The sequence below is a fragment of the Bacillus sp. JAS24-2 genome (assembly GCF_008274905.1).
Taxonomy (GTDB): Bacteria; Bacillota; Bacilli; order Bacillales; family Bacillaceae_G; genus Bacillus_A; species Bacillus_A cereus.
Window position 1 is genome coordinate 649,860 of record NZ_CP031068.1, and the last position, 12,754, is coordinate 662,613.

Here is a 12,754-nt window from a genome sequence, read left to right on the forward strand (position 1 = left end):
CGTGCAGTCGGTTGATTTTCTTATGGAGAAAATCAAATGATAAAGGAGTAGAGGAGTGGTATTTTGTTTCAAACGATAAAAAATGATTGGTTTTCTAATGTGAGAGGGGACGTGTTATCAGGAATTGTCGTTGCTTTAGCATTAATTCCTGAAGCGATAGCCTTCTCTGTTATCGCTGGTGTGGATCCGACCGTTGGGTTATACGCAGCCTTTTGTATTGCAGTTACCATTTCATTTGTTGGCGGAAGAACTGGGATGATTTCAGCTGCAACAGGTGCAATGGCATTATTAATGGTGACGCTCGTTAAAGATCATGGTTTGCAATATTTATTTGCTACAACAATATTAACAGGTATTGTCCAAATTATTTTTGGCGTGTTCAAACTGAGTTCATTTATGAAGTTTGTCCCTAAGTCAGTTATGAGTGGTTTTTTAAATGCCCTTGGAATTTTAGTTTTTACAGCGCAATTACCGCATTTTAAAAATGCAAATTGGCAAATGTATGCACTTGTCGCATTAGGTCTTGTAATTATATATGTATTTCCACGTGTTACGACGGCTGTTCCGTCTACACTGATTTCCATTATTATTGTGACGAGTATTGCACTTATGAGCGGATTACAGTTGAAAACAGTAGGGGATATGGGAGCTTGCCGAAAGAATTACCATTCTTTAGCATTCCTGACGTGCCTTTTACAGTTGAGACATTAGGGATTATTTTACCGTATGCAGTTATGCTTGCAATTATCGGTTTACTAGAATCATTATTAACAGCTTCAGTTTTAGATGATATGACGCATACGGAAAGTAATAAGCATAAAGAGGTACGCGGTCAAGGGATCGCAAACATTGTTGCTGGTTTCTTCGGAGGAATGGCAGGTTGTGCAATGATCGGTCAATCTGTTATTAATATTAAATCAGGTGGACGAGGTCGCCTATCAACATTTGTAGCGGGCGGATTTTTAATCGTATTACTATTTGTTTTAGGAGATTATGTCGTTCATATTCCGATGGCAGCTTTAGTTGCAGTTATGATTATGGTTTCAATCGGAACGTTTGATTGGAACTCTGTAACAACAATTCATAAAGTACCAAAAGGAAACGCATTTGTTATGATCGTAACAGTTGTGATTGTCCTAATTACACATAATTTAGCATTAGGTGTAATTATCGGAACAGTAATTAGCGCGGTTTTATTTGCATTCAATATGGCAAAGATTCACGTGAAACATTTATATATTGAAAATAAGAAAATATACGAAATTCACGGTCAACTTTTTTTTGCATCTACAGCCGACTTTATAAATAATTTTTCATTTAATGAAGATGTAAAAGAAATCGAAATGAACTTTACTCATGCGCACGTATGGGATGATTCGGCAGTGGCATCAATTGATAAAGTTATCATGAAGTATGAACAAAGTGGTGTGAAAGTAAGTATAACAGGATTAAATGAACGTAGTTCAAAACTTGTTGCAAATTTAGCTACTTATAATAAAAGAATTGCTAGTTAAAAGCCTCCTTTTTAGGGGGCTTTATTATATAATACGAATAGGATAACGAAAAGGGGATTCAGCATATGTACAAACAAATTATATTAGCATGTGACGGTTCTGAACATGCACTTCGAGCAGCGGAGCATGCAACCTATATTGCGAAATGTAGCGAAGAAACAAATGTTGAAGTTGTGTACGTAGTAGATAATAGAACGGCAAAATCAGATATTATACAAGGTCAAACAGATTTAGAAACAATATCGGCTAGTCGAAAAGATAAATTAAAAGAGATTGAAGGTTTATTAAAGAAAGAGAACATTTCTTATACAATTACGATATTACATGGTGATCCTGGAGATACAATTGTTCAATATGTAAATACAGGAGATATAGATCTTGTCATTGCTGGAAGTAGAGGGCTCAATACACTGCAAGAAATGGTGCTGGGAAGTGTAAGTCATAAAATAGCAAAGCGTGTGAAATGTCCAGTGATGATTGTAAAATGAAATAGAATGTAACGAAGACCTTAGTATAACTGAGGTCTTTTTTTATGTATAAATGACTCTTATTTGTGGAAATACTAGATATATAAGTTGAAAAGATGTTAACTTACAAATTTGTAAGTTAGTTGTTAGAGAAATCGATGTTATGAAATTTTTCCCATTGGTAAAATAAAAGTATCAAAGGGGAGATAGGGAGGATGGAAGCAATGAAATCATTTCAAAATTTGTCATATAGCCAAGGTGTCAGTCTTATTTGTTTAGGGGGATTTGCTGCATCTGTTACGTTAGCTGTTTTAATAAAGGTGTTTCATCAAATCTTTTAATCTTATAGTAGGGAAGGAATTGGTTGTTATCATTAGTAGGAACAGCAATGAAAATAAAAAATAGCTCTTAGCATGTATGTAAATGCTAAGAGCTATTTTTATGCTTGTTATATATTATTTAAGCTTGTTTTGATTTTACTGACCCTGTCTTTAAAGTAAGAGCAAGGAAGAACATTGCAAGTACGCAAGATGCAAGTAATAAGATGAATCCGCCATCCCAACCGAATGCATCTACGATAAAGCCCATAGCTGCACTAGCGAAAGCAGCTCCGCCTAAGTAACCGAAGAATCCAGTTAAGCCTGCTGCAGTTCCAGCAGCTTTCTTTGGTGCTAAATCTAGAGCGTGTAGACCAATTAACATAACCGGTCCGTAAATTAAAAATCCAATTGCGACAAGTGCGATACTATCAACCATTGGATTACCAGGAGGGTTTAACCAGTAAACAAGAACTGCGATAAATACACCAACCATAAATAAAATACCAGCAGGTGCACGACGTCCTTTAAATAGTTTATCACTCATCCATCCGCAAAGAAGTGTACCTGGAATACCAGCCCATTCATATAGAGCGTAAGCAGTACGTGAGCTACTATGAGTAAAGCTTTTTTCTTCTACTAAATAAGTAGGAGCCCAGTCTACAACGCCGTAACGTACGAAATATACGAAAACGTTCGCAATAGCGATGTACCATAAAAACTTATTGTTTAATACGTATTTAAATAAAATTTCCTTTACTGAAAGCTCGCGTTCGCGGTCTTTTACTTTTTCATCTGGTGGATATTCTCCAGTATGTTCTTCAATAGAAGGTAGTCCACAAGATTGAGGCGTATCTTTCATCGTAATTAATACATAAATACCAACTAAAATTGAAAGAATACCTGGGAAGTAAAAAATACTTTTCCAGTCATCTGCGAAGAAGTATAAGCCTAATGTTACAAGTGAAGGCATAAGCGCTCCGCCAACATTATGAGCGACGTTCCAAATAGACATTTTTGTACCACGTTCGCTAATAGAGAACCAGTGAACCATCGTACGACCACAAGGAGGCCATCCCATACCTTGTACCCATCCATTTAAAAACTGAAGTACAAACATAAGTATAATGCTCGTTGTAATGAAAGAAAATGAGCCGAAAATAATATTAATGATACCTGATAAAAATAGCCCAGCTGCTAAAAAGTAGCGAGGATTACAACGATCGGATACGATACCCATAAGAAATTTACTTAATCCGTAAGCGATAGAAACTGCTGAAAGGATAACCCCAAGTTCCCCTTTACTAAAGCCTTGCTCGATTAAGTATGGCATTGCTAGTGAAAAGTTTTTTCGAACAAAGTAGTAACCTGCATAACCGATGAAGATACCTAAGAATACTTGTAAACGTAATTTACGGTATTCGCTATCAACGCGATCAGCTGGTAAGCGTTCCGCGTGGGGCGCAGGTTTAAATAATTGTGTGAAAAACATAAAATGAAAATCCTCCCCTAATTAATTCGAAGCGTTTTAAGACAGAGAACATAAAAAGGCCATGAAATATAAAAAAGTTTCCTTTTTTATGATTCATAGCCGTGTACTCCGTTTCTCCGTGACTGTCAATATTAACTTCGTCGAAAATTATACAACTTTGTGACAAAAATGTAAACGTTTTTATGAATAAAAGTATTGACGGATTTTGTTCGTGGGATTAATATTTAAATACATTAAATATTTTATTGTTTAAATAAGAGGTGGATAACATGCCAAATGATATGACGCATATCGATAAAATTCAAGCTCTTGCCTTTTCGATTGGAAAGAAAATGCAGACGGAGTTATTAGAACAAATGCAAGCGACAGGACTTACACCACCGCAGTTTTATATTTTAAAGATTTTAGATCATTATGGGGCTTCAAGAGCGACAACATTAGCGAAAAAGATGTATGTGAAGCCTAGCGCGATTACAGTGATGATTGATCGTCTAATCGATCAAGAACTTGTAGAACGCTATCACGACAAAGATGACCGTCGCGTTGTCATCATCGAGTTAACAAAAAAGGGGAAAGCTAGAGTAGAAGAGGCAATGACAGCTCGTAACGAGCATATTGCAAAATACTTTTCACATTTAGAGTTGCAAGAAAGAGAAGATTTATTACGTCTCTTTGAGAAGTTAGAAACCATTATTTGCGGGACACAAGAGAAAAAAGAGAATAACTAAGAGGAATTGAGGAGATTACATGGAGCAACAAGAAAATCAAAATAGAAAGTTGTTGTTAATCGGTTTAGTAATCGCGATGCTATTTGCTGCATTAGATGGAACAATTGTTGGTACAGCAATGCCACGTATCGTCGGTGACCTAGGCGGATTAAGTTTAATGACATGGTTAACGACAGCTTATATGTTAACATCAACGACAGTTGTACCAATTGCAGGTAAATTAGCGGATTTACTTGGTCGTCGTAACGTATATATAACAGGGCTAGTTATTTTCATGATTGGTTCGGCGTTATGTGGTATGGCGAATGGTATGACAGAATTAATTATTTTCCGTGGTATTCAAGGTCTTGGTGGCGGTATTATGATGCCAATGGCTATGATTATTATTGGAGATATGTTCACGGGAAAAGAACGTGCGAAATGGCAAGGTATTTTTGGTGCGTTATACGGTCTTGCTTCTGTAATTGGACCGCAAGTTGGTGGTTGGATTGTAGATGCAGTGAACTGGAGATGGGTATTCTACATTAACTTACCGGTTGGTATTTTAGCAACAATCTTTATTGCAATGGGATTAAAATCGCATAAACAAACAGGACCAATTAAAATTGATATCGCTGGAATCTTTACGATGATTCTCGGTGTTGTAAGTTTATTACTTGCGCTAACGTTTGGCGGAAAAGATTATGCATGGGATTCTTGGCAAATTATCGGTTTATTTGCACTAGCTGTAATTGGTATCGTTAGCTTTGTTATCGTTGAAACGAAAGCTGAAGAGCCAATTTTACCAATGCATTTCTTTAAAAATCGCACATTTACAATACTGAATGCGATTGGATTCTTTATGAGTATTGGAATGTTCGGCGCGATTATGTTCGTACCATTCTTCATGCAAGGTATTGTAGGAGTAAGTGCTGCTGAATCAGGAACAATTATGACTCCAATGATGATTACAATGATTGTGATGAGTATTATCGGTGGGCAACTTGTATTAAAAGTTGGTGTAAAACCACAAATTATCGCAGGTATGCTTATTATGGCCGGTGGTTTCTGGTTATTAACAACGATGGATATGCACACAACGAAGCTTACAGCTACTTCTTATATGATGGTTATCGGTTTAGGAATGGGTCTTGTAATGCCGACATTAACATTAGCGTTACAAGAAAGCTTCCCGAAAAAAGACCTTGGTGTTGTAACATCATCAAGTCAGTTCTTCCGACAAATCGGTGGTACATTTGGTATTACAATTTTAGGATCAATTATGAATAACACTTCAGGTACGACATTAACAAAGAATTTAGTACCTGTATTAGATACATTCCCGAAAGAAGCGGGACAAATGGTAACGAAATTTAAAGATATGATTCACACAGATCCACAAGGTTTATATTCGATGCTATTTAGCCCAGAGGCATTAAAACAAATGCCAGAAGCGTTCGCTAACAGTATTGTACCTATTTTGAAAAACTCTTTAGTAGACTCGCTTCATACTGTATTCTTAACAGGATTAGTATTTATCGTAGTAGGTGCCATCTTTACGATTTTCTTACAAAAAATTAAATTATCAGATCGTAAAAAAGATGCTAAAGAGCCTGTTGTAGAAGAAAAAGAAAAAACTGTATCATACTCGTAATGAAGAAGCATCGCCTTATGGCGGTGCTTTTTTGAGTATAACCTTAAAAGCTTTTTAGTGAGAAATGATTGACGTATTTTTAGAAATACGTTATATTATTTTCTGTAAACGGTTACATGAAATGAGGAGAAAAGAGAATGAGTACGATCAAAGACGTTGCGAAATTAGCGGGAGTATCTGTTGCGACCGTTTCCAGAGTTCTAAATAAAAATGGATATGTTCACGAAGATACATTAAAAAAGGTAGAACGTGCAATTGAGATGTTAGATTATAAGCCTAGTACAGTAGCGCGTTCACTGTATAATAAAAAGTCTCGTTTAATTGGCTTAGTTGTTCCAAATATCGTGAATCCATTCTTTCCGGAAGTTGCACGTGCCGTAGAAGATGTAGCACATAAACAAGGTTACACAGTTGTCCTTTGTAACTCTGATGAAAGTTTAGAAAAAGAGAAACAATATATTGATGTACTTAGACAAAATAATGTAGATGGATTTATTGTAGCAACGAATCCACAAAATAGTGTTAATTACATGAATGTATCTGTTCCAGTTGTTGCGATTGACCGTATGTTTAATGAGCGTATTCCTACTGTATATGCAGATAACTATGCAGGAAGTCAGGCTGCGACAAAGTTGTTACTAGATAAAGGATGTAAACATATTGCACATATTCGCGGTCCACGTGATGTGAGTACTGCAAATGAACGCTTTGAAGGTTTTGTAGACGTTATTACGCAAAATAATCTTTCGTATATGATTGCAGAGAGTACGTTTGATCCAGCAAATAGTGAGCGTGTAGCGATGGAATTATTAGAAGAATACCCGCATATTGATGGTATTGTTGCTGGGAATGATTTAATTGCGATCGGTATTGTAAAGGCTGCACTTCAAAAGGGGATTGTCATTCCAAATGATTTGCAAATTATCGGATTTGATGGCATTTCTTTAACGGAAATGATGTATCCATCTATTACGACAGTTGCACAACCAATATATGAAATGGGGAAAATTGCAACAGAGTTGTTGTTAGAGCAAATGGAAGGAAATACATTAAAAGAGAAACACTATCGTTTGCCGATTGAAATTATAGAACGAAATACAACGAAGTAAGGAGATGAAACAGATGCCAAATATTGCAGTAGTAGGGAGCATTTCAATGGACTTAGTGGCTGTTTCAAAAAAACGGCCGAAAGCAGGAGAAACAGTAATTGGTGAAGCGTTTCATACAATTCCAGGAGGGAAAGGAGCAAACCAAGCAGTTGCTGCAGCTAGATTAGGAGCAAATGTAGCAATGGTTGGAGCGGTAGGAAATGATGATTATGGAACAGTAGTTAGAAAAAATCTAGAGAACGAACGCATTTTTATCGATTATGTGGTACCGGTTACAGATAGAACGACAGGAATTGCTCATATCGTTTTAGCAGAAGAAGATAACAGTATTGTTGTCGTACAAGGGGCGAATGCTCTTGTAAATAAGTCAGTTGTAGATCGCTCCAAAGACCTTCTTGTAAAAGCGGATATGGTTGTTCTTCAACTAGAAATTCCACTTGAAACAGTAAAATATGTATTGGCTATTTGTGAGGAACATAATATTCCTGTTATGTTGAATCCAGCGCCAGCACAAGTTTTATCAGAAGAAATTTTAGAAAAAGCGACTTATATTACGCCAAATGAACATGAGTGCCGCATCGTATTAGATGATTTTACATCACCAATTGAAGATTTATTGGCGAAGTATCCCAATAAATTATTGATGACAGAAGGTTCTAACGGTGTTCGTTTCCATAATGGCACGGAGATTGTACATGTTCCTAGCATTGCTGTTGATGTAGTGGATACAACTGGAGCTGGTGATACATTTAATGGTGCGTTAGCAGTTGCACTTTCTGAAGGAGAGACACTTCAAAAAGCAATTCGTTTCGCGAATATTGCCGGTGGTCTTTCTGTAACGAAACTTGGGGCGCAAGGCGGCATGCCAACGAGAGATAAAGTACGTGAAGTGCAGGTGATTGTTGGATGAAGAAACACGGCGTATTAAACAGTGAGATTGCATCAATCCTTGCTTTACTTGGGCATACGGATACGATTGTAATTGCTGATTGCGGTTTACCAATTCCTGACGGAGTAAAAAGAATTGATTTAGCTGTTGAAATTGGAAAACCTAGCTTTTTAGATGTATTGCAAGTGGTAGCTGATGATATGGCAATCGAAAAAGTGACGTTAGCAGAAGAAGTTATTATAAATAATGCGGAAGTAAATAAAGAAATAGAGCAGAAATTAATAGAGCCAGCATTTGAGTATGTATCTCATGAGCAATTTAAAGAGCATACAAAGAAAGCGAAGGCGATTATTCGTACAGGCGAGGCTACGCCTTATGCAAATGTAATTTTACATGCAGGCGTGATTTTTTAATAAAGGGAAGTGATGGGAATGCATATTGAAATGAAAAACATTTCAAAGGCGTTCAATGGAAATCCTGTTTTGAAGAATGCACAGTTTATGATTGAAACAGGAGAAGTCCATGCATTGATGGGGGAAAATGGAGCGGGTAAATCAACGCTCATGAAGATTTTAACAGGTGTATACAAAGAAGATGGTGGGACAATCACGATCGATGGGCAAGAGCGCACCTTTAAAAATGCGAAAGAAGCTGAAGAGTACGGCATCGCATTTATACATCAAGAACTAAACATATTGCCGAATTTAACAGTAGCTGAAAATATGTTTCTCGGCAAAGAGTTAATGTATGGGAAAACAGGTATTTTACGCACTCGACAAATGAACGCGATTGCGCAGCAGCAACTAGCGGAGTTAGGGTTGCATGTAAGAGGCGCTATGTTAGCAGAGGAATTATCGGTTGGACAACAGCAAATTATCGAAATTGCGAAAGCATTAATGACAAACGCGAGCGTTATTATTATGGATGAACCTACTGCGGCACTGACGGATCGTGAAATCGAAACGCTCTTTACAGTAATCAATAAGTTACGTAAAGAAGGTGTTTCATTCGTGTACATTTCGCATCGTATGGAAGAGATTTTCTCAATATGTGATGCTATTACGATTTTGCGTGATGGAGAATTCGTCGGAAAGAGATTAATTCCAGAAACATCATTTGATGAAGTAGTGAGTATGATGGTGGGGCGCAGCATTGGTGAACGTTACCCAGAGCGAAATAGTCAAATTGGTGATGTCATTTTTGAAATGCGTAACGGAACGAAGAAAGGGAAATTTGAAAATGTTTCGTTTCAAGTGAGGAAAGGTGAAATCCTTGGTGTAGCTGGTTTGATGGGGGCTGGTCGCACTGATATTATGAAAGCGATATTTGGTTATGAACCTTTAGACTCTGGACAAATTTTTATAAATGGACAAGAAGTAAAGATTGATAGTCCAATAGATGCAATTAGACAAAGAATTGCTTTCATTACAGAAGATAGAAAGTCTGAAGGATTAGTGTTAGATTTTTCAATTCGAGAAAATTTAGCTTTACCGAATTTAGAAAGTCTTTCAAAGGGAAGTGTTCTAAGCAACGAGCTAGAACAACAGTTTACGGCGGATATGATGAAACTTCTTAATGTGAAAGCATCTAGCGGAGAGCAGGCAGTGAAATCTCTTTCTGGTGGAAATCAGCAAAAGGTTGTAATCGCAAAATGGCTAGGCATTCATCCGCAGTTACTCATTTTAGATGAACCAACAAGGGGTGTTGATGTTGGAGCGAAAAAAGAAATTTACTCTATTATGAATAAGCTTACGGAGCAAGGAGATGCCGTTATTATGGTATCATCTGAGCTTCCAGAAGTTTTAGGGATGAGTGATCGTGTTCTTGTTATTCATGAAGGAAAAGTAGGCGGAATTTTAGGGAAAGATGAGGCATCACAAGAGTCTATTATGGCACTAGCTACAGGGGGAGAGTAAGGATGACTAAGAAGGGGAATGTATTACAACAACTCGGTTCTTTAATCGGTTTAGTATTAATTATCGTCGTAATTACAGCTTTAAATCCAGCGTTTATTGAAATTCCAAATTTATTTAATATACTGCGTCAAGTATCGATTAATGCGCTTATTGCATTCGGAATGACCTTCGTAATTTTAACAGGGGGTATTGACTTATCGGTAGGTTCTATTTTAGCATTATCAAGTGCACTTGTTGCTGGAATGATGGCAAGTGGCATGGATCCGTTCCTTGCAATGGCAGTTGGATTATTAGCAGGTCTTGTAATGGGAATTGTAAACGGTATCATCATTGCGAAAGGAAAAGTAGCTCCATTTATTGCAACTTTGGCAACAATGACTATTTTTCGTGGGTTGACGCTTGTTTATATGGACGGACGTCCGATCACTGGTCTTGGTGATCATTTAATGTTCCAAATGTTTGGCCGCGGTTATTTTCTTGGTATTCCGGTACCAGCTGTTACAATGATGATCGCTTTCGCAGTACTGTACTTCATTTTGAAGAAAACGACATTTGGTCGCCGTACATTTGCAATTGGTGGAAATGAAGAAGCAGCAGCACTATCAGGTATTAATGTTACGAGAATTAAAGTAATGATTTACGGTCTTTCCGGAATTTTGGCAGCGCTTGCAGGTATTGTCTTAACATCACGATTAGATTCTGCACAGCCGACTGCAGGTACTTCTTATGAATTAGATGCAATTGCAGCAGTTGTATTAGGTGGAACAAGTCTTTCTGGGGGAAGAGGATGGATTGTTGGTACATTCATCGGTGTACTTATTATCGGTGTATTAAATAACGGTTTAAATTTATTAGGTGTATCTTCTTTCTTCCAACAAGTTGTAAAAGGACTTGTAATCTTACTAGCTGTATTAATTGATCGCAGAAAAGAAGCGTAATGGAGGGACAGTTCATGAAGAAATGGTTACTTATACTCGTTGCATGTATTATGGTCATTACTGCTGGTTGTTCAATGGAACCGCCAGAATGGGCAAAGGATTCTAGCGATAAAGGTCGAAATAAAACTATTAAAGTTGGATTCTCTGTTTCAACTTTAAATAATCCCTTTTTTGTAACTTTGAAAAAGGGTGCAGAAAAGAAAGCGAAAGATAGTGGCATCGAATTAATTGCTGTTGATGCACAAAATGATGCAGCAAAGCAAACGAACGATGTTGAAGATTTAATTCAAAAGGGTGTCGATGTAGTTGTTATTAATCCGACCGATTCAGATGCTGTTGCTTCAGCAGTAAGTGCGGCAAATGCAGCAAATGTTCCTGTTATTACAGTAGACCGCGTTGCGAATTCAGGTAAGGTTGTTTCTCACATTGCTTCTAACAATATCGAAGGTGGTCAAATGGCTAGTGATTACATTCGTGAATTAGTTGGCGAAGGAGCAAACGTTGCTGAGTTAGAAGGAATCCCTGGATCTTCCGCTGCTCGTGAACGTGGGAAAGGATTCCATAACGTAGCCGATAAGTCTTTAAAAGTAGTTGCAAAACAAGCAGCTGATTTTGATAGAGCGAAAGGATTATCTGTTATGGAAAACATTTTGCAAGCAAATAGCAATATTAAAGCTGTATTTGCTCATAACGATGAGATGGCATTAGGTGCACTTGAAGCATTGAAGTCTGCTGGAAAAACAGATGTAGTCGTTGTTGGATTTGATGCAACAGACGATGCAGTGAAAGCGGTTAACGATGGGCGTATGGCTGCAACAGTTGCTCAAAAACCGGAATTAATCGGGGAGAAGGCGATGCAAACAGCAAAAGAGATAACACAAGGTAAAAAAGTGGACAAATCTATTCCGATTGAATTAGAGCTTATTAAGAAAAATAAATAAATATAAAATGAAAATTAGGAAGGAAGAACAACAAATGAAATTCTTTATTGATACAGCAAACGTTAACGAAATTAAAGAGGCAAATGAATTAGGTGTATTAGCTGGAGTAACGACAAATCCATCACTTGTAGCAAAAGAAGGCGTAGATTTCCACGAACGCATTCGTGAAATTTGCAACGTTGTAGAAGGACCTGTAAGTGCAGAAGTAATTAGCTTAGAAGCTGATAAGATGATTGAAGAAGGAAAAGAACTAGCGAAGATTGCTCCAAACGTTGTAGTAAAAGTCCCAATGACAACAGAAGGTTTAAAAGCAGTAAAAGCGTTCTCTGATTTAGGAATTCGTACAAACGTTACATTAGTGTTCTCAGCAGTTCAAGCATTACTTGCAGCTCGTGCTGGTGCAACATACGTTTCACCATTCTTAGGTCGCTTAGACGATATCGGTCATAACGGTATGGACTTAATTCGTCAAATCGCAGAAATCTTTGCAATTCATGGCATCGAAACAGAAATCATTGCAGCATCTGTACGTCACAGTGTTCACGTAACTGACGCAGCATTAAACGGTGCACATATTGCAACAATCCCAGCAAACGTAATTGCTTCATTAGTGAAGCACCCATTAACAGATCAAGGAATTGAGAAATTCTTAGCTGATTGGGAAAAAACACAAGAGAAATAATAGAAAAGCAAGAATCCTAGTTTAATTGACTAGGATTCTTTTTTTATTTAAAAGAATTTTCATGCAATTTTGCATATTGTCTTTTAAATTTGTTATATAAGATATTTAATATATATCACATAACTCTT

General features: G+C 37.2%; 12 protein-coding genes and 1 pseudogene. 12 read left to right on the forward strand and 1 reads right to left on the reverse strand.

The genetic code is table 11. The features are described from left to right. The first annotated feature begins 63 nt into the window (after positions 1–63). The 3 genes and pseudogenes from DN407_RS03355 to DN407_RS03365 all read left to right on the forward strand — a co-directional run bounded on the left by DN407_RS03355 (position 64) and on the right by DN407_RS03365 (position 2,322). Positions 64–1,514 (forward strand): annotated as a pseudogene (locus DN407_RS03355) (SulP family inorganic anion transporter). A gap of 65 nt (positions 1,515–1,579) precedes the next feature. Next, on the forward strand, positions 1,580–2,002 hold the full coding sequence (locus tag DN407_RS03360; protein WP_000277999.1) for a universal stress protein: 423 nt from the start codon (positions 1,580–1,582) through the stop codon (positions 2,000–2,002). Positions 2,003–2,205: 203 nt separating this feature from the next. After that, on the forward strand, positions 2,206–2,322 hold the full coding sequence (locus tag DN407_RS03365) for a DUF4027 family protein (RefSeq protein WP_000834733.1): 117 nt from the start codon (positions 2,206–2,208) through the stop codon (positions 2,320–2,322). Between the two features lie 118 nt (positions 2,323–2,440). On the opposite strand, the gene glpT is transcribed toward DN407_RS03365, so the two are convergent. Next, the gene (gene glpT / locus DN407_RS03370) at positions 2,441–3,790 is read right to left on the reverse strand and encodes a glycerol-3-phosphate transporter (protein ID WP_000466383.1); all 1,350 of its coding nucleotides are present in this window, start codon (positions 3,788–3,790) and stop codon (positions 2,441–2,443) included. A gap of 269 nt (positions 3,791–4,059) precedes the next feature. Between glpT and DN407_RS03375 the strand changes: the two genes are divergently transcribed. From DN407_RS03375 to fsa, 9 genes are all read left to right on the forward strand, one after another. After that, on the forward strand, positions 4,060–4,518 hold the full coding sequence (locus DN407_RS03375; protein ID WP_001132365.1) for a MarR family winged helix-turn-helix transcriptional regulator: 459 nt from the start codon (positions 4,060–4,062) through the stop codon (positions 4,516–4,518). Positions 4,519–4,537: 19 nt separating this feature from the next. Further along, positions 4,538–6,151, forward strand: coding sequence for an MDR family MFS transporter (locus DN407_RS03380; protein WP_000437646.1), 1,614 nt, complete (start codon positions 4,538–4,540; stop codon positions 6,149–6,151). A gap of 137 nt (positions 6,152–6,288) precedes the next feature. Continuing rightward, positions 6,289–7,260, forward strand: coding sequence for a ribose operon transcriptional repressor RbsR (rbsR, locus tag DN407_RS03385; protein ID WP_047385621.1), 972 nt, complete (start codon positions 6,289–6,291; stop codon positions 7,258–7,260). Between the two features lie 13 nt (positions 7,261–7,273). Beyond that, complete coding sequence (rbsK, locus tag DN407_RS03390) at positions 7,274–8,170, forward strand: ribokinase (protein WP_001132864.1); 897 nt, start codon at positions 7,274–7,276, stop codon at positions 8,168–8,170. Then, positions 8,167–8,562: a D-ribose pyranase gene (gene rbsD, locus DN407_RS03395; RefSeq protein WP_000716154.1), complete on the forward strand. Its 396-nt coding sequence runs from the start codon at positions 8,167–8,169 to the stop codon at positions 8,560–8,562. Before rbsK ends, rbsD begins: the two co-directional genes overlap by 4 nt. Before the next feature lie 18 nt (positions 8,563–8,580). Next, positions 8,581–10,065, forward strand: a complete 1,485-nt coding sequence (gene rbsA, locus DN407_RS03400; protein ID WP_149216011.1) for a ribose ABC transporter ATP-binding protein RbsA — start codon at positions 8,581–8,583, stop codon at positions 10,063–10,065. A 2-nt stretch (positions 10,066–10,067) separates the two neighbouring features. After that, on the forward strand, positions 10,068–11,003 hold the full coding sequence (locus tag DN407_RS03405) for an ABC transporter permease subunit (protein ID WP_000162129.1): 936 nt from the start codon (positions 10,068–10,070) through the stop codon (positions 11,001–11,003). Positions 11,004–11,017: 14 nt separating this feature from the next. Continuing rightward, a complete protein-coding gene (rbsB, locus tag DN407_RS03410) occupies positions 11,018–11,944 on the forward strand; it encodes a ribose ABC transporter substrate-binding protein RbsB (protein WP_000758980.1) in 927 nt (308 codons plus the stop codon). 34 nt (positions 11,945–11,978) lie between these two features. Continuing rightward, positions 11,979–12,626: a fructose-6-phosphate aldolase gene (gene fsa / locus DN407_RS03415; RefSeq protein ID WP_000667698.1), complete on the forward strand. Its 648-nt coding sequence runs from the start codon at positions 11,979–11,981 to the stop codon at positions 12,624–12,626. Positions 12,627–12,754 lie beyond the last annotated feature (128 nt).

What these genes read in the sequence shown, in the direction of transcription:
- DN407_RS03360 (WP_000277999.1), top strand. Translation starts at nt 1,580, where the DNA reads ATGTACAAACAAATTATATTAGCATGTGACGGTTCTGAACATGCACTT.
- DN407_RS03365 (WP_000834733.1), top strand. Translation starts at nt 2,206, where the DNA reads ATGAAATCATTTCAAAATTTGTCATATAGCCAAGGTGTCAGTCTTATT.
- glpT (WP_000466383.1), bottom strand. Translation starts at nt 3,790, where the DNA reads ATGTTTTTCACACAATTATTTAAACCTGCGCCCCACGCGGAACGCTTA.
- DN407_RS03375 (WP_001132365.1), top strand. Translation starts at nt 4,060, where the DNA reads ATGCCAAATGATATGACGCATATCGATAAAATTCAAGCTCTTGCCTTT.
- DN407_RS03380 (WP_000437646.1), top strand. Translation starts at nt 4,538, where the DNA reads ATGGAGCAACAAGAAAATCAAAATAGAAAGTTGTTGTTAATCGGTTTA.
- rbsR (WP_047385621.1), top strand. Translation starts at nt 6,289, where the DNA reads ATGAGTACGATCAAAGACGTTGCGAAATTAGCGGGAGTATCTGTTGCG.
- rbsK (WP_001132864.1), top strand. Translation starts at nt 7,274, where the DNA reads ATGCCAAATATTGCAGTAGTAGGGAGCATTTCAATGGACTTAGTGGCT.
- rbsD (WP_000716154.1), top strand. Translation starts at nt 8,167, where the DNA reads ATGAAGAAACACGGCGTATTAAACAGTGAGATTGCATCAATCCTTGCT.
- rbsA (WP_149216011.1), top strand. Translation starts at nt 8,581, where the DNA reads ATGCATATTGAAATGAAAAACATTTCAAAGGCGTTCAATGGAAATCCT.
- DN407_RS03405 (WP_000162129.1), top strand. Translation starts at nt 10,068, where the DNA reads ATGACTAAGAAGGGGAATGTATTACAACAACTCGGTTCTTTAATCGGT.
- rbsB (WP_000758980.1), top strand. Translation starts at nt 11,018, where the DNA reads ATGAAGAAATGGTTACTTATACTCGTTGCATGTATTATGGTCATTACT.
- fsa (WP_000667698.1), top strand. Translation starts at nt 11,979, where the DNA reads ATGAAATTCTTTATTGATACAGCAAACGTTAACGAAATTAAAGAGGCA.